The following is a 15,670-nucleotide window of genomic DNA, read 5'->3' on the forward strand; positions in this document are numbered from 1 at the left end:
TTTTTATTTTTAGTCAACCTTGAACGAAGCTTGAAATAATAAAAGGGCAACCTTGAATAGGTTGCCCTAAAGTTTGACCTTAGAAGGATTTACGGAGTTATTTTATTAACACTACAGGAGCTTTAGAGTTTTCTACCACCCTTTCTGCTACGCTTCCTACTAAGATTTTTTCTAAACCGGTTTTCCCTTTATATCCCATTATAATAAGGTCTGTCTCTTTTTGAAAAGAAAATTCTAAAATCTTCTCAAAGGGCTCACCTTTGACTAAAGAGATTTCAACCTTGATTCCCTGATTTTTAGCCTTTTCTTCTGCCGCATTTATACATTCTTCAGCAAAAGCAACATCGTTGTCTGTTTTAGCTACTGATATAACAAACAAAGTGCTTCCTACTTTTTTACAAAAATCGATCGCCCAAGAGGTAGCCTTTTGGCTATAAACAGACCCATCTGTAGCTAAAAGTATCTTTTCTGAGGTAGTAGAAGCCTCTGCCGGAACCACCGTAACCGGTGACGGAGACTTACCGATAAGACTTCTACTTACTCTTCCTAAGGTATGCTTTCTTCCCATCATTAACATAGAAATTCCCAATCTTTGTACTTTATCCAAAATTATTTCTAAAGGGTCTGAACTGCTTAAAACAAAGGTTTCACAAGTTAATCCCTCTTGACTTGCCTCTTTTTTGATAAAGTCTACTGCCTCATAGGCCTTTTTCTCTAAAATTTCTATCAGTTTAGGGTAAACTTCCATCAATTCAGGACCAAGAGGAATCACCTCTGCTACACTTAAGCCATACAGTTTACTGTTAAAGATTTTAGCCCACTTTACCCCTAATTTTGCAGCCTTTTCAGCTGCTTGAGAGCCGTCGGTGGCGATGAGTATTTTTTCCATTTTACACCTCCTTCTTTTTACCTTTTTTGGTAGAAAGTCCAAGCCCTTCCATTAGATACATTATAGCAAAACCCCACCATACCGTGTAAAGTACATAAAAAACCAGTAGACCTGTAAGCAATCCAGGTTTACTCTTAACACTTTCAGGAGTAATTCCATAAAAGTTATAGCTAGGCTCGATTGCTTTTGTGACAACCTCATTTACTATTTGAGCCATTTCTGCCTTTTTTTCCAAAGTAAGCTTTTTATTAATAGCACTCAAACTGTTATGCCATTGTCTGAACATCTTTTTTTCGTCTTGATATCCATACTTTTCTTTGATAAAATCTCCCTTATTCCAATACATAGCATCTGCATCTTCTAGGGCAGAGCTTAGTATCTGACCTAAATCTCCTACTATTTTGATTTTACCATTTCCTTTATCTTCTACTTGTGCTCCTGCCAAGGTATAAAGCTTGGTGTTTAAGGCTATTCTTGTTTGAAGGTCTTGAGGGGTATCGGTGGGTTTCTTAAGATTGATTTCGATATCTAAAATTTTCCCTTTAAACTTTTCTACTTTAGTTTTTGTTTTGGGTATAAAATATGCAGAACCTTTAGCCAAGCTATTGAAAAGTTCGTCAGCATAAGCTAAAAAGTTTTGACCTCTACCAAACCAAGGTTGAAACATTACAAACAAAATACCTATAAACACCAGTGTAAAAATTACACCAAGGGTTAATTCTTTTTTCCTCATAGCTGCCATGGCCTATCCCTCCTCTCTTAAAGTTCTTATGTTTTTAAAGAAACTAAGTAACACCCAAACTCCAAACAAACCTACAGCTCCCCAGAATAAAATGTTGCCTATAAAAATGAAGGTTTCACAAACCTCTTTAGAAATAGAAACAAGGTTTAAAGACCTAAATTTATCAGGTAATACAGATACTCTGTTAAAAAATCCTGCTAAGATGGTTAAGGCATAAAAGGCTCTGATCGTAATTCCAGGAACAACTTTGGTGGTAAGTGCACCTATTTGAATACCTATCAAAGACCCTATTAGAAGTCCCATAGCTAAGGTATAAAAAACATAACCATATATAGCATACTGGGTAAGGGAGGAGTAGCCTGCTGTAAAGATGATTTGGAAGATGTCAGTACCAACAGTAGTAGGAGTAGATACCCCAAAAACATAAACAAACATCGGGAAGGTAATAAAACCACCTCCCACTCCCATGATTGCAGCCAAGAAACCAACCACAAAACCACCTGCGATGATAAACCAAGCTGAAATCTGTCTGCCTCCGAAGTCTTCGTCAAACTTAATTATAGGGGGAACATTAATCTTTTGAATTCGTATGGCTAAATTAGTGGTTCCAATCACTCCACCGTGAGCACCTTCTGAAGAGGAAGCTTGTCCCATTTTCACTTTTCTTCTTGTACTAAAATAGTCGTACATGGCATAAAAACCTAAAAATCCCAAAATTACTGCATAAACTGTACTTATAAAAGCATCGCTAAGAACAGGGTCTTTACTATAAAGCAACCTGTTTATGTAACCCCCGGTAGTAGCACCAACAATAGAACCTATTATAAAAAATATAGCCAAAGCTACACTTACGTTTCCTAATTTTTTGTGCAACACCGTTCCCATGATAGCTTTAGCAAAAATATGAAACTGGTCTGTTCCCACAGCCATGATACCCTTTACCCCAACAGACATCAGGGCTGGAGCAATGATAAAACCACCTCCTGCACCGATACATCCAGTAATCAACCCAGCGGCAAAGCCCACCACAGTAGAAGCCCAAAAAACTATAGGTGTATAGTGAACGGGAGCATATGCACTTTTACCTCCAAGTATGTCAGCAGCCCCTAAGAGAGAGGTTACCAAAATTGGAGATAAAAGCACCAATAAAAGTAACAACCGTTTTTTGTTCCGAAAAATGTTGTCTGCCATCTCTTTTTCCCAACGTGCATGAGCCAAAGAAGCACTCACCATGAATTCATAAAGTAACCTTAATTTGCTCATCGTCTACCTCCTACAATTTTTATGTTTGTTTTACTAATTTTCTTTTTCATATTTTCCTCTTACCTTTTCTGGTAACGATAAAAACGAAAAGCCCTAAAATAACCCCTAAAGGCTTCACCTTTTCTCCATAAGCATCACCTCCTTGTTTATATTTTTATTTTGTTTAAATTTTTAAACAAAGTCAATCTTCTCCATCTTTAACATACTCTGGTGTTCTCTTTTTTCTTTTTGAGATACCTCTAATAAAATCTTAATTTTATTTTTTAAAGTTTTTACATCTATAGGAAAGAAAACTTCTTCGGTAACCCCAACCTTCATAGCTAAGAGAGAAGACTTAATGTTATCTTTACAGGTTAACCACATAATTTTTATTTTATGGTTTAACTTTCTTATTTCCCCAATAAACTCAAACATGCTTTCATATTCCATCTCACGGGTATCTATGATTAGTAGATCTATCTTTTTTAACTCATCCTTAGAAAGATTTTCGGTTTCAACCACCCTCGCCCCTATTTTACTTACCATTTCTTTTAATCGCTCCTCTAAGTCTTTATCTTCAGTCTTTATAAGCACTTGTACGTTTCTTACCTTCATACTTGTTTTATTAGTTTTTAGCCTCTAATACCTCTTTTTAAAAGGTCTGTTTAATCATAAACAAATAAAGCAACTATTATGCCAAATCTTGCTTTATTGAAAACTCAGACTTTTTGACCGCATTTAAAAACAAAAGTCTGTTAATGTTTTAAAATGTTTTGAAACATTTTAAAACATTAAACAATACAATACAATAAAATATATATAATTTTTAAGTTTATAAGAAAAAAGTTTATTATTTTTTCTAATTTTATCATAAATGTTATATTATATTTATCTACAGGCTTAAATGTTATGTCATTTAATTTTTCTTAAAGGTGAGACTGCTTGAACGTTGATTTAGAAGTCTAAATTAAAGTTTAAGTTATGCTTTTTAAGAATTTTTAGGGAGTTGTGGTTGGTTAGGTCAAAATGGATGGGAGTAATGGTGATGTAACCCTGTTTTAAAGCAAGGACGTCTGTGTCTTCGTCTGTTTCTGTGTGTTCTTCTGCACCCTGCCAGTAATAGGCCTTCCCATGGAGGTCAAATCTCTTTTCAAAGACCTCTTTAAGCCTTGCTTTAGACTGTTTTACAAACTTTATTCCTTTTATTTTGGAGGGATTACCGTTAGGGATGTTTATGTTTAGGCAGAATGGTTTGTTTAAAGGCAAATCTTTTAGAACGTCCAAGAACTTGGCTATAAAGTTGGCAGCAAAACAATAGTCTACATCTTCATAAGCATCTATGGAAACCGCTAAAGAGGGATAACCTAAAATTTTGGCTTCTGTTGCGGCAGAAACTGTTCCTGAATAGACCAAATTAATCCCTACGTTTGCCCCTCGGTTAATCCCTGAGATCACTAAATCTACCGGGCCTATCAGTTCATATAACGCTAATTTGACACAATCAGCAGGGGTTCCACTTACTGCATATCCCCAGAATTTCTTGCCTCTTTTAACTTTGGTTACCCTAAGAGGATAGTGTATGGTAATAGCATGCCCTACAGCGCTTCTCTCTGCCTCAGGTGCTACGATGTAGACCTCATGTTCAAGAGAAAGGGCGTTATAGAGCGCGCAAAGACCTTCTGCATAGATCCCGTCGTCGTTGGTTAAGAGAAGTTTCATCCCTAAGCTATGTGCGATAATGGGCGTTTATTTTGATGTATTCTTCGGTAAGGTCGCTTGCCCAAACCTCAAAACCTTTTTTACCCTCTTTTAACTTGATCTGTATTTCAACTACCTCTTTTTGGAGTTCTTTTCTTAGAATTTCTTCGTCAGTGATTACCTGCAGGTTTTTTACCCAAGGGATTCCATTAAGATAGATTTCAACCTTTTCGAAATCAAAAGGAATGGTCGTTTTCCCAAGGGCAGCAAAAATCCTCCCCCAGTTTGCGTCTTCTCCGTAAATTGCAGTTTTTACTAAAGGAGAGTTGGCTACAGAAAAGGCAAAAGTCTTGGCATCTTCTTTGGTTTTAGCTCCTTTTACCATAATTTTTATAACTTTACTTGCACCTTCACCGTCTTTTACGATAAGATAGGCCAGTTCTTGTGCTACCTCTAAACAAGCTTTTTCAAAGTCTTCCCAGTTTTTGAGGTCTTTCTGGTTACTACAAAGCATGTAAACCGTATCGTTGGTGCTAGTATCTCCATCAACGGTTATCTGGTTAAAGCTATGGTCTACTATCTTGGGAAGGACCTTTTTCAACGTATCTTTAGAAACCTTTGCATCTGTAAGGATAAAACCAAGCATAGTTGCCATGTTTGGGGCTATCATCCCTGCCCCTTTAGCTATCCCAAGGATAGAAATCCCGTTTTTTAAACTTCGATAAGCTATCTTGGGGAAGGTATCGGTGGTCATGATAGCCTTCGTAAAGTCTAAATAACGCTCTGGAGAAAGGTTGGATACAAGTTCTGAGACTTTGGGAAGCATTTTTTCGAGAGGCAATTGTTCTCCTATCACACCGGTTGAAGCTGGCAATAAACTTCGGAGACTTACTCCTAATCCTTTGGCAACCTCTTCTAAAAGTTTGGTAGCTCTTTGAATCCCTTCTTCTCCGGTGCAGGCGTTGGCTACTCCACTGTTTACTACCACGCCGTGTAACGTTTCTTCTTTTATAAGTTTTTTACCTAAGACTACAGGGGCTGCTTGAACGGTGTTTTGGGTGAAAACCCCCCAGGCAGTAAGTCTATTTGGTGAATAAATCAACCCAAGGTCAAACCTGTCTGGTTTTTTGATGCCACACTTTACCGCAGAAAAGAGAAAACCTTCTGGTGTCTTCATGGCTTTTACCCGAACCTTCCTGTAATATAGTCTTCTGTAAGTTTCTTGTCAGGGTTGGTAAAGATTTTTTCTGTAGGACCAACTTCTATAAGTTCGCCCAGATACATAAAAGCTGTATAATCTGAGGTTCTTGCCGCCTGTTGCATGTTATGTGTAACGATAACAATAGTGATTTTATTTTTTAGCTGAACGATTAAGTCTTCTATCTTGGCAGTAGAAATGGGGTCTAAAGCTGAGGTCGGTTCATCAAAAAGTAAAACTTTGGGTTCAACAGCAATAGCCCTTGCAATACAAAGTCTCTGTTGTTGTCCTCCTGAAAGAGAAAAGGCACTTTCTTTAAGTCTATCCTTAACCTCATCCCAGAGGGCAGCATCTTTAAGGGCAGCTTCAACCCTATCTTTAAGTTCAGTTCCTTTTATTCCTTTTAACCTTAAACCATAGGCTACGTTATCAAAAATACTCATAGGGAAGGGGGTAGGTTTTTGAAAAACCATCCCTATTTTAGCCCTAAGCTCAATCAGGTCTATCTTTTTATCTAAAATGTTTTTTCCTTCAAAAATTATCTCTCCTTCATAACGGTTACCCACATAAAGGTCATGCATCCTATTTAAACATCTAAGAAAAGTAGTTTTTCCACATCCTGAGGGGCCTATCAGAGCAGTAACCTTTTTCCGATAAATCTTCATGGTTATGTTTTTAAGCGCAAGTTCTTTCCCATAATAAAAATTAAGGTTTTTAACCTCTATTTCTACTTTTTTGTCGTCCATATCTTAAAGCCTCTGTTTTATTTTTTTCTTTTAAAAAGTTTTAGCCAGCCAAAGTTTGAATGAACTAAAGTTTTAGCAAAAATAGAAAGAATTAGTACAAAAAGAGCTAAACAGAAAGAAGCTGCCCATGCCTGATTGTGCCAAAACTCATAGGGGCTCATGGCATAGTCAAAAATGGTGACTGTGAGAGAAGCCATAGGTTTAAATATGTCAAAAGAAACATAGTGGTTGTTAAAAGCAGTGAACAATAAAGGTGCAGTTTCTCCAGAGATCCTTGCCATACCAAGTAACACTCCGGTTAATATGCCAAATTTAGCCGACCTCAAAACCACATCTTTTATCAACTGCCATTTAAAAGCTCCTAAGGCATAAGCCGCCTCTCTTAAGGTAAATGGAACTAATTTAAGCATCTCTTCTGTAGTTTTACTGATCACAGGAACCATAAGCATCCCTAAGGCTAAACATCCTGCAAGAGCGTTGAAGTGTTTAAAAGGAACCACAAACAAGGCATACATAACTGCACCCATGATGATAGAAGGGGTACTTACCATAATGTCTGTAATGTTTCTTAAAACCTTGAAAAATTTTGAGTCTCTTCCATATTCAGAATAGTATATTCCAGAAAAAATACCTATAGGGACACCGATGACACTGGCTATAAAAGTAATGATAGCATGTCCTATAAAGGCATGTCTTAACCCTCCTTCTTCTATGCCAGGGGGACCGGGGTCTTCTATAAAAAGAGAAAAGGTTAGGTGTTTAAAACCGTTAAAAAAAAGAGTCCCCAGAATCCAAAATAGCCAAAAAAGTCCATAGATGGCTGCTATAAAGGATAAGAAAAGCATCACTTTGCTTATAAGTTTTCTTCTGTAAAGGACTACTTTTTCCATTTCTTTTCAATCCTCAAAATCATAAGTTTAGCTAAGATCAAGACCCCAAAGGATATCAAAAACAAAAACAAAGAAAGATAAAAAAGTGAAGAAAGATATAAGGGGGTGTCAGCCTCGGTAAACTGATTGGCTAAGGCTACGGTAATCGTAGTAAAGGGTTCAAGTAAGGACTTAGGGATTTGGGGGACATTGCCTGCCAAGAAGGTAACAGCCATGGTTTCTCCTAAGGCTCTTCCTGTAGAAAGAATAAGTCCTCCTGCGATTCCTGACGCAGTATAAGGAATAACTACATCTTTTACTACCTCCCATTTGGTAGCCCCAAGCCCATAGGCTGATTCTTTCATCACCGAAGGTACAAGGTTAAAGGCATCTTTCACTACTGAAGACATAAAGGGAATTATCATTATAGAAAGAACTATAGAGGTGGTAAGCACATCAATCCCTGTGGGGTTTCCTGAAAAGAGTTGCGACAATATAGGGACAGGAGAGAAGATTTTTTGTAATAATGGTTCTATGTCTTCTCGCATATACTTGGCAAACACTAAGAAGCCCCAAATCCCATATATTATACTTGGGATGGCAGCCAGAAGCTCTATAGTTGTGGTAAAAATTCCTTTAAGCCATGAAGGGGCAAGTTCGGTAATAAAGATAGCGATACCTATAGAGATTGGGGCAGCAAGAAGGATGGCTATCAAGGTGCTGATCAAAGTACCTACTATCATCGGAAGGGCACCAAAACTTTCTCTAACAGGGTCCCATTCTGTAGAGGTTAAAAAGTTTATGATCCCAAAATTCTGAATGGCAAGTTTAGATTCGTAAAGCAGTATTAAAAAGACAACAAAAGGGAAAAGAAGACCTGTAAAAACCGCCCAAAAACCTAAAAAATATTTGGTAAAAATTTCTATTAAATAAGAGAAGCCTTTTCCCATATACCGTCCTTATTAGTTTAAGTAATTTTAACATAAAAATTATAGATAAAAAGGGTAAAAAAAGTAAAGAGGACCTCCTCTGAAAAGAGGAAGTCCTCTTTAAGAGAGGTTATAAGAAGGGTTTAATTGACCTTATGTTTTTGCCAGTACTTATAAATCATAGTTTTTAGATTTTTAGGAAGAGGTATATAGTAAAGTTTTTGGGCAATAGTGTCTCCATTTTCGAAGGCCCATTTAAAAAATTTGGTTACTTCGTTAGCACGGGGGCTATCTTTTACTAAAAGAACAAAAGAAACCCCTACGATAGGATAAGACATTTTACCAGGTTGATAAGTTAGGTCTTCATAAAAGTCCTTTTCCATCGACCATTTAGCGTTAGAAGCTGCTGCTTGGATAGTTTCTATACTTGGTAATAAGTAATAATTTTTATCTCTATTAAGTAATCGTGCTACCGGGAGAAGGTTCTCTTTAGCATAAGTATATTCTACGTAGCCTATAGAACCGGTGTTTTGCTTTACATAGTTGGTGACCCCTGGATTACCTTTAGCACCTATTCCAACCGGCCAGTCTACAGAAGTACCTGCTCCAACTTTTTCTTTCCATTCAGGGCAAGCCTTAGAAAGATAGGTGGTAAAAAGCCAGGTGGTTCCTGAACCATCTGACCTTCTAACTACTGTAATAGAAACGTCTGGTAGTTTGACCCCTGGATTAAGTTTTTGTAGATATGGGTCATTCCACCGGGTGATTTTGCCAAGATATATACCACAAACTGCCTTTTCGTCAAGATTTAAAGATATATTTTTAAATCCAGGTAAATTATAAGTCAAGGCTACCGCACCTATGATAGCAGGGAACTGAGCCAGGTTGTATTGTTTAAGTTCGTTAGAGGTCAAAGGCTTATCGCTTGCTCCGAAATCAACGGTTTTAGACTGAGCTTGTTTGATACCACCTCCAGAACCTATCCCTTGGTAGTTTACTTTGACCCCTGTAGCTTTATGGTATTCGTGGGCCCATGCTTGAAATACCGGTTGAGGAAAAGTTGCTCCAGCCCCAGTAATCTCAGTAGCTTTAGCTCCAGAGGCAGTGAAAAATCCAATACCAAGGAATAACGCAATCACCTTTTTAAACCATTTCTTTTTCATCTCAAAACCTCCCCTTTAATTTTTTTATAAATAACTTAAATCTCTTTTGTTAAAATTTTGTTAAATTTTTGTTAATCTTTGGTTTAAACCTAAAAATTAGAAAATTTTTATGATTTAGACATCGACAAAAGGGTTTGAATGCTTTTTCTTGGTTCAATATATAAGTCAACATTCGAAATCTTCAACATAAACCTTTGACAGATGGGTTGACATATTTGTAAAAAATTTTATTGTTTATAACAACATGAAGAAGATCCTTATAGTAGAGGATGACAAAGACATAGCAAATCTTATTTCAGAGGCTCTGACTTCTCAAGGGTTTAAAACTTATTTGGTTAACTCTCTTGCCCAGGCTTATTCATTTTTAATTCAGTCTTCGGTAGATTTGGTTGTGCTTGACCTGATACTTCCAGATGGAGACGGTATAGAACTTCTGAAATATCTTAGGTTTTCCTCCAAATATTCTAACATTCCTGTGGTGATCGTATCAGCCAGGGGTGCAGAATTAGACCGGGTATTAGGGCTTGAGTTAGGGGCTGATGATTATGTGGTTAAACCTTTTAGTTTGAGAGAGCTGGTTATTAGGATTAAAAAAATTTTAAAAACCAAAGATTCCCCTATTTCTCAGGTTAGGGTAGGTCCTTTACTTCTTGATAAAGAAAGAAAGACCATCTTTTTAGAAGATAATCCCTTAAACCTGACCCCAACAGAATACAAAATTTTAGAAGTTTTTATAGAAAACCCTGAAAAAGTATTTTCTAGAGAGGAGCTCTCTAATCATATCTGGGCTTTAGAAAGAGAATATTATTCGAGAGTACTGGATGCTTACATCTGCCGTCTAAGGGATAAACTTGGGGAATATGGAGAGTTAATAGAAACCGTAAGAGGGTTTGGATATAGACTAAAAAAACCTGCATAAATATGGCGTTTGTTGTCGCATTTTCTATTTTGTTTAATATCTTCTTAGGTTTAATCCTATTCTGGTTGCTAAAAAAACTAAAAGAGACCAAACAAAAAGCAGAAGAGATTAGACAAAAGCAAGTTTTTTGGGAAGAAACTCTTTATCAGTTAGAAATCCCGGTTTTTATCGTAGACCAAACAGAAGAAATTTTTTGGCAAAACAAAATCTCTTTAAGCCTTTTTGGGGACTTGAGAGGAAAAAGATTTGCCACAGTCTTAGAAGAGATAAGAACAAAAAACTGGGAGGTGAAAACTTATTTATCAAGACAAGGAAAAAAGGTGTATGTTTTTATAGATAACTCAGAAAAAGAAATGTTTAAAAAAAGTTATACCTTGGCCCTTTCCTATCTTTCTCATGAAATCAAGACGCCTTTTACCATTCTACGGGGTTATGCAGAAAAACTGGAGGGTGAAATCCTTAGCTTAAATCAATATACTCAAATCCACGACTATTTTGTGACTTTTAAAAATGCCTTAGAACGTATTGAGCGGTTGGTGTCTAAACTTTTTACCTCTCTTGAATATCTTGTGAAGGAACTTCCTTTAAAAAAAGAAAGGTTTGACTTAAGTTTAGCCTTAGAGGATGTAATTTTCTGGATAAGGCCTCTTTGTGAAGATAAAAACATAAGTTTAGAGGTAGACCTTCCTGAAAGTGTTTGGATAGAGGGAGACAAAGACTGGCTTATGCAAGCCTTTTTGAATCCCTTAGAAAATGCCGTAAAGTTTACCCCTAAGAACGGCAAAATAACAGTTAAGGCCTATACAAGAGAAAATCAAATGATAAACATCCTCATAAAAGATGAAGGCCCTGGAGTGAACCCCAAGGACCTTCCTTTTTTAGGAATGCCTTTTTTTAAGTCAAGCGCTGACAAAGGGTTGGGGTTTGGACTTTTTATCACCAAAAAAGTAGTAGAGGCTCATAATGGTAAAGTCAAGTTTAGTTTGCCTCTGCAAGGAGGACTTGAAGTTTTGATAGAGCTTCCGATGTCTTAAGGATTTGATGGCTTAAAGATTAAATTAAAAAACTAAAACTGGTTGCATTTTAGATCTGACTGTTTAAAATAGACTATCGGGTTGAGGTTGTGGAAGAGGGGTGAAAATCCCCCGCTGCCCCGCAGCCGTGACCGGGGACGAAAGCCGCTTGGAGGTCTACCTGACCTCTGGGGAAGGAGGTCCCAAGTAGGGATTTCCCGAAAAGAGGCTTCCTTCCTTGGGCTAAAGGCTTGATATAAACAGCCTTTAGCCGACAGACCACTGGTGCCGAAAGACACTGGGAAGGTGCGGCAAGTAGGTTGATCCGGAAGCCGGAAGACCACCTCAACCCTAAAAAACCCGAGGGGGTGAGGTCATGGGAAAAAGTTTCTTTGTAACCTTAGCTTGTCTTTAATCTTAGGACTTGCAGCCTCTACTGGTTTTTGTGCAGAAAACAGTCAAGCAGTCCCAGAGGTAGTGGTATCAGCAGACAGGATCGAGGAGCCACTAAAAGAAACTACAGCCAAAGTGACGGTTATCACTAAAGAAGAATTAGAAAAGAAAAACTTTATGTTTGTTGGTGATGTCTTACGAAGTCTTCCTCAAATATACCTAACAGCATACGGAGGACCTGGACAGACAGCAGGGGCTCTTCTTTCAAGAGGAACAAAATCAGCCCATACCTTAGTTTTGATAGATGGCTTTAAGGTAAACGACCCATCTTCAGGGATGTTTGATTTTGGTAGTTTATCTGTTGATGACATAGAAAGGATCGAAATCATAGAAGGCCCTCAAAGCACTCTTTATGGGTCTGAAGCTGTAGGTGGGGTGATAAACATCATAACCAAGAAGGGAAAGGGAAAACCTAAGGCAGGACTCTTAGTTGCAGGAGGGTCTTATGGAACCTCTAAAACCTCTTTTGAACTCTCAGGAGAAGCTAAAATTATCGATTTCAGAATAAATGCCTTACATTATTATACCGAAGGTTTTTCTGCTAAGAATGAAAAAGAAAATGAAAAGGACAGCTTTAAGAACACTTCCTTTTCTTCTAAAATAGGATTTAATCTTCATCCCAAAGTAAGACTTGAATTTTTAGGAAGTTATAACTACGGAAGAGTGGAATACGATGATTATAATGATAAAGAAGCTGTTAAAAAATCTCACAGCTATTTGGTAGGAGCAAAGCTTGATCTGTCTTTCTTGGATAACTATAAGCAAACCTTTTCGTTTTATAAAAATAACTATCAGAGAAAAGACTATACACCTAAGGGCTGGTTTACTTATACTCGGTATAATCCTTCTACAGAGGGTTTTTCCTGGGAAAATCTTTTGAACTTAAACAAAGCTTATTCTATTGTCTTTGGTTTAGACTTTAAGAGAGAAAAAGTAGAAAGTTATTATGAGAGTAGTTTTTCTAATGATTTTTACGATAAAAAAAGAGAACATTTAGGGGTATTTTTAAATAACAAAGTTTCTCTCTTAAATGATACGCTGATTTTAAACGCAGGATTAAGGCATGATGATTACAAAAACTTTGGTGAGAAAACTACCTACAGGATAGGTTTTAGGTACTTAATCCCAAAGGTAAACTTGGTTTTAAAGGGAAATTACGGTACTGCCTTTAGAGTGCCGACTTTTGATGATCTTTTTTATCCTGGTTATAATAATTCTAATCTTAAACCAGAGGAGTCTAAGGGATGGGACCTTTACCTGGAAAAAGATCTTTTACAAGAAAGGTTGGTTTTGGGAGCAGGTATGTTTTATCAAAAGTATAAAGACCTAATACAGTTTAATTTGGAAACTTGGAAACCTCAAAATGTTGGTAAGGCTGTGATTAAAGGGGCTGAGGCTAATCTGAGTTTTAAACTTACTCAAAACCTGAGGTTAAAGGCTAATTATACTTACTTAGACTCAGAAGATAGAGACAAAGACAAGTATCTTACTTATAAACCTTTCCACAAGGTAAGAGCTACCTTAGAATATTCCCTGAAAAAACTTGCTTTTTTAGCTGACTACACATATACAGGCAAAAGATTTGCTAACGTTGATAACTCCAAAAGGCTAAAACCCTACTCTTTGGTAAACCTTTCTGCCAACTACTATGTATCCTCAAATTTAAAAGTTTATCTTAAAATAGATAACCTGTTAAACGCTAACTACGAAGAGACAAAAGGTTATAACACCCCTGACAGGTCTTTTTATGCAGGAATAAGTTTTAGCTATTAAGTTATAAGTTTTAAGGGCAACCAACTGGTTGGTTGCCCTTTCTGTGGTTTGTGATAAAAATTAAAATTAATTGGCTTTTAAAACAAGTTTTAAAAAACTTGGATAAATGATGGAAAAACCTAAGGGAATACTTTATGTAGTTGGAGTGCCGATAGGGAACCTTGGAGACATTACCCTTAGGGCTTTAGAGGTATTAAAAAATACAGAAATCATCGTTTCTGAAGATACAAGGTCTATAAGAAAACTTCTTACCCATTATGGATGTGGACCTAAAAAACTCATAAGTCTTTATAAGGACGTAGAGGTTGAAAGAACCCATAAGGTGTTAAAGCTTTTAGAAGAAGGGAAAGAAGTTGTCCTTACCAGTGAAGCAGGTTGTCCTTTGATTTCAGACCCAGGGGCTTATTTGGTTAGAGAAGCCCATAGAAGGGGGATTAAGATAGTTCCTGTGCCTGGTGTTTCTGCCCTTACCTGTGCCCTTAGTGCCTCAGGGGTTGACCTGAGTTCTGGTTTCATCTTTTTAGGATTTTTACCCAGAAAAAAGACAGAGCAAAAAAAAGTTTTGGAAAACTTGCCAGAAAATTTTCCTCTCATCATCTTTGAAAGCCCGCACAGGATGGAGAAAACCGCTAAAAATCTACTTGAAATCCTTGGAAATCGTGAATGTTTTTTAGCAAGAGAACTAACCAAATTTCATGAAGAGCTTACCTGGACAGATCTGCAAACCTTAGCTAACAGAGAGAAGTTTTTAGGTGAAATCACCCTTATAATTCTACCTCAACCTAAAACAGAAGAAAAACCGTTAGTTAAGAAAAAGCTTGCTGGTATAAAAAAAAGGATAAAGGAACTTAAAAAAGAAGGGCTAAAACCTAAGGAAATGGCTAAAATAATCGCTGAAGAATATAACATACCTGTAAAAGAGGTTTATCAGCTTATTGCCGAGGGTTGATTACCCTTTCAGGATGGGCTTGTAAAAAGGCTTCCACCTCTTTAAAAAACTCATCAAGTAAGGTTTTTTCAGGCACTTTTTTAACGATTTTACCTTCTCTAAAAATCACCCCTACCCCTTTACCTCCGGCAATACCTACATCAGCCATCTTAGCCTCACCTGGACCGTTAACCACACAACCCATCACAGCAAGCTTTATATCTGCCTTAACCTTTTTAGCCCAAGTTTCTACCTTTTGGTAAAGCGAAGAGAGGTCTATCTCACACCTTCCACAGGTAGGACAGGCGATTATTTCAGGATGAAGGGCCCTAAGCCCTAAGTTTCTAAGTATTTCGTAAGCCACGTAAACCTCTTCCGTAGGGTCGCCTGTTAAGGAAACCCTCAAGGTATCTCCGATACCTCTTAGCAAAAGGTAAGAGATGGCCATCGTGTTTTTTATGGTCCCTGGAATAAGGCCCCCTGCCTCTGTAACCCCTACATGCAAAGGAAAATCAGATTTTTTTGAAAAAGCAAGGTAAGCTTTGACTGTTTCCCACCAGTTAGAGGACTTAAGCGACACCTTAAGGTTGTAATAGTCTATTTTTTCTACCACGTATTCTACCCATCTTAAGGCACTTTCTACCATCGCACGATAAGAAGGTGTTTTGTATTTTTTTAAAATCTCTGGCTCAAGAGAACCGGCGTTGATCCCTATCCTTACACAACAGTTATAATCTTTACAAACCTTAAGTAACCTTTCTAAGTTAGCCTTGTTTTTAAAAGTCCCTGGGTTTATCCTTATACCTGCACATCCTGCCTTGACAGCCTTTTCCCCTAAAGAGGTAGCAAAATGAAGGTCAGCGATCACAGGAATAGGACTTTCTTTCACCACATCTTTTAAGGCATTAACGGCTTTTTCATCAGGGATAGCTACCCTTACGATTTCGCAACCTGCTTCAACGAGTTTCTGGATTTGAGAAAGTGTGGCAGAAAGGTCTGTGGTAGAGGTATTGGTCATACTTTGAACCCTTATAGGGCTATCTCCACCTACAGAAACGTTCCCTACCCAGACTTTACGTGTGGGTCTTCTTTTGATCTTGGGATACAT

General features: G+C 37.4%; 15 protein-coding genes and 1 riboswitch. Of the genes, 4 read left to right on the plus strand and 11 right to left on the minus strand.

Annotated elements, in window-relative coordinates; all coding sequences use genetic code 11:
• Positions 1-97 precede the first annotated feature (97 nt).
• The 10 genes from HL41_RS07920 to pstS form a co-directional block, all read right to left on the minus strand.
• Entirely contained in the window at positions 98-889 is a 792-nt protein-coding gene (locus HL41_RS07920; protein ID WP_038062389.1) for a universal stress protein, read from the minus strand.
• A 1-nt stretch (position 890) separates the two neighbouring features.
• Complete coding sequence (locus tag HL41_RS07925) at positions 891-1,631, minus strand: hypothetical protein (RefSeq protein WP_038062387.1); 741 nt, start codon at positions 1,629-1,631, stop codon at positions 891-893.
• 3 nt (positions 1,632-1,634) lie between these two features.
• Positions 1,635-2,894, minus strand: coding sequence for a sulfite exporter TauE/SafE family protein (locus HL41_RS07930; protein ID WP_038062384.1), 1,260 nt, complete (start codon positions 2,892-2,894; stop codon positions 1,635-1,637).
• A gap of 171 nt (positions 2,895-3,065) precedes the next feature.
• Complete coding sequence (locus HL41_RS07935; RefSeq protein WP_038062381.1) at positions 3,066-3,488, minus strand: DNA-binding transcriptional response regulator; 423 nt, start codon at positions 3,486-3,488, stop codon at positions 3,066-3,068.
• A 339-nt stretch (positions 3,489-3,827) separates the two neighbouring features.
• Positions 3,828-4,592, minus strand: coding sequence for a 5'/3'-nucleotidase SurE (surE, locus tag HL41_RS07940; RefSeq protein ID WP_038062378.1), 765 nt, complete (start codon positions 4,590-4,592; stop codon positions 3,828-3,830).
• 7 nt (positions 4,593-4,599) lie between these two features.
• A complete protein-coding gene (gene argJ / locus HL41_RS07945) occupies positions 4,600-5,748 on the minus strand; it encodes a bifunctional glutamate N-acetyltransferase/amino-acid acetyltransferase ArgJ (RefSeq protein WP_038062376.1) in 1,149 nt (382 codons plus the stop codon).
• Positions 5,749-5,753: 5 nt separating this feature from the next.
• Complete coding sequence (gene pstB, locus HL41_RS07950) at positions 5,754-6,515, minus strand: phosphate ABC transporter ATP-binding protein PstB (protein WP_038062373.1); 762 nt, start codon at positions 6,513-6,515, stop codon at positions 5,754-5,756.
• 17 nt (positions 6,516-6,532) lie between these two features.
• On the minus strand, positions 6,533-7,405 hold the full coding sequence (pstA, locus tag HL41_RS07955; RefSeq protein ID WP_051754601.1) for a phosphate ABC transporter permease PstA: 873 nt from the start codon (positions 7,403-7,405) through the stop codon (positions 6,533-6,535).
• A complete protein-coding gene (gene pstC / locus HL41_RS07960; protein ID WP_028841595.1) occupies positions 7,393-8,334 on the minus strand; it encodes a phosphate ABC transporter permease subunit PstC in 942 nt (313 codons plus the stop codon). The genes pstA and pstC overlap by 13 nt, the downstream gene beginning before the upstream one ends.
• Positions 8,335-8,456: 122 nt before the next feature.
• Entirely contained in the window at positions 8,457-9,476 is a 1,020-nt protein-coding gene (gene pstS, locus HL41_RS07965; RefSeq protein WP_038062370.1) for a phosphate ABC transporter substrate-binding protein PstS, read from the minus strand.
• A 244-nt stretch (positions 9,477-9,720) separates the two neighbouring features.
• On the opposite strand from pstS, the gene HL41_RS07970 reads away from it, so the two are divergent.
• The 4 genes from HL41_RS07970 (at position 9,721) to rsmI (ending at position 14,583) form a co-directional block, all read left to right on the plus strand.
• Positions 9,721-10,395, plus strand: a complete 675-nt coding sequence (locus HL41_RS07970; protein WP_038062367.1) for a response regulator transcription factor — start codon at positions 9,721-9,723, stop codon at positions 10,393-10,395.
• A 2-nt stretch (positions 10,396-10,397) separates the two neighbouring features.
• Positions 10,398-11,429, plus strand: a complete 1,032-nt coding sequence (locus HL41_RS07975) for a sensor histidine kinase (RefSeq protein ID WP_038062364.1) — start codon at positions 10,398-10,400, stop codon at positions 11,427-11,429.
• Between the two features lie 67 nt (positions 11,430-11,496).
• Positions 11,497-11,770: riboswitch (cobalamin riboswitch) on the plus strand.
• A 43-nt stretch (positions 11,771-11,813) separates the two neighbouring features.
• Entirely contained in the window at positions 11,814-13,634 is a 1,821-nt protein-coding gene (locus tag HL41_RS07980; RefSeq protein ID WP_038062361.1) for a TonB-dependent receptor plug domain-containing protein, read from the plus strand.
• A gap of 109 nt (positions 13,635-13,743) precedes the next feature.
• Positions 13,744-14,583 carry a 16S rRNA (cytidine(1402)-2'-O)-methyltransferase gene (gene rsmI / locus HL41_RS07985; RefSeq protein WP_038062358.1) on the plus strand — a complete coding sequence of 280 codons (840 nt, stop codon included), beginning with the start codon at positions 13,744-13,746 and terminating at the stop codon, positions 14,581-14,583.
• On the opposite strand, the gene ispG is transcribed toward rsmI, so the two are convergent.
• Positions 14,567-15,670: a flavodoxin-dependent (E)-4-hydroxy-3-methylbut-2-enyl-diphosphate synthase gene (ispG, locus tag HL41_RS07990; RefSeq protein WP_038062354.1), complete on the minus strand. Its 1,104-nt coding sequence runs from the start codon at positions 15,668-15,670 to the stop codon at positions 14,567-14,569. The two genes, rsmI and ispG, sit on opposite strands and share 17 nt — an antisense overlap.

Origin of the sequence: Thermodesulfobacterium commune DSM 2178 (assembly GCF_000734015.1) — a bacterium.
Classification (GTDB): domain Bacteria; phylum Desulfobacterota; class Thermodesulfobacteria; order Thermodesulfobacteriales; family Thermodesulfobacteriaceae; genus Thermodesulfobacterium; species Thermodesulfobacterium commune.

Bases quoted from the DNA above. Each gene is read 5' to 3' on its own strand.
- HL41_RS07920 (WP_038062389.1), bottom strand. From the start codon at position 889: ATGGAAAAAATACTCATCGCCACCGACGGCTCTCAAGCAGCTGAAAAG.
- HL41_RS07925 (WP_038062387.1), bottom strand. From the start codon at position 1,631: ATGGCAGCTATGAGGAAAAAAGAATTAACCCTTGGTGTAATTTTTACA.
- HL41_RS07930 (WP_038062384.1), bottom strand. From the start codon at position 2,894: ATGAGCAAATTAAGGTTACTTTATGAATTCATGGTGAGTGCTTCTTTG.
- HL41_RS07935 (WP_038062381.1), bottom strand. From the start codon at position 3,488: ATGAAGGTAAGAAACGTACAAGTGCTTATAAAGACTGAAGATAAAGAC.
- surE (WP_038062378.1), bottom strand. From the start codon at position 4,592: ATGAAACTTCTCTTAACCAACGACGACGGGATCTATGCAGAAGGTCTT.
- argJ (WP_038062376.1), bottom strand. From the start codon at position 5,748: ATGAAGACACCAGAAGGTTTTCTCTTTTCTGCGGTAAAGTGTGGCATC.
- pstB (WP_038062373.1), bottom strand. From the start codon at position 6,515: ATGGACGACAAAAAAGTAGAAATAGAGGTTAAAAACCTTAATTTTTAT.
- pstA (WP_051754601.1), bottom strand. From the start codon at position 7,405: ATGGAAAAAGTAGTCCTTTACAGAAGAAAACTTATAAGCAAAGTGATG.
- pstC (WP_028841595.1), bottom strand. From the start codon at position 8,334: ATGGGAAAAGGCTTCTCTTATTTAATAGAAATTTTTACCAAATATTTT.
- pstS (WP_038062370.1), bottom strand. From the start codon at position 9,476: ATGAAAAAGAAATGGTTTAAAAAGGTGATTGCGTTATTCCTTGGTATT.
- HL41_RS07970 (WP_038062367.1), top strand. From the start codon at position 9,721: ATGAAGAAGATCCTTATAGTAGAGGATGACAAAGACATAGCAAATCTT.
- HL41_RS07975 (WP_038062364.1), top strand. From the start codon at position 10,398: ATGGCGTTTGTTGTCGCATTTTCTATTTTGTTTAATATCTTCTTAGGT.
- rsmI (WP_038062358.1), top strand. From the start codon at position 13,744: ATGGAAAAACCTAAGGGAATACTTTATGTAGTTGGAGTGCCGATAGGG.
- ispG (WP_038062354.1), bottom strand. From the start codon at position 15,670: ATGTATCCCAAGATCAAAAGAAGACCCACACGTAAAGTCTGGGTAGGG.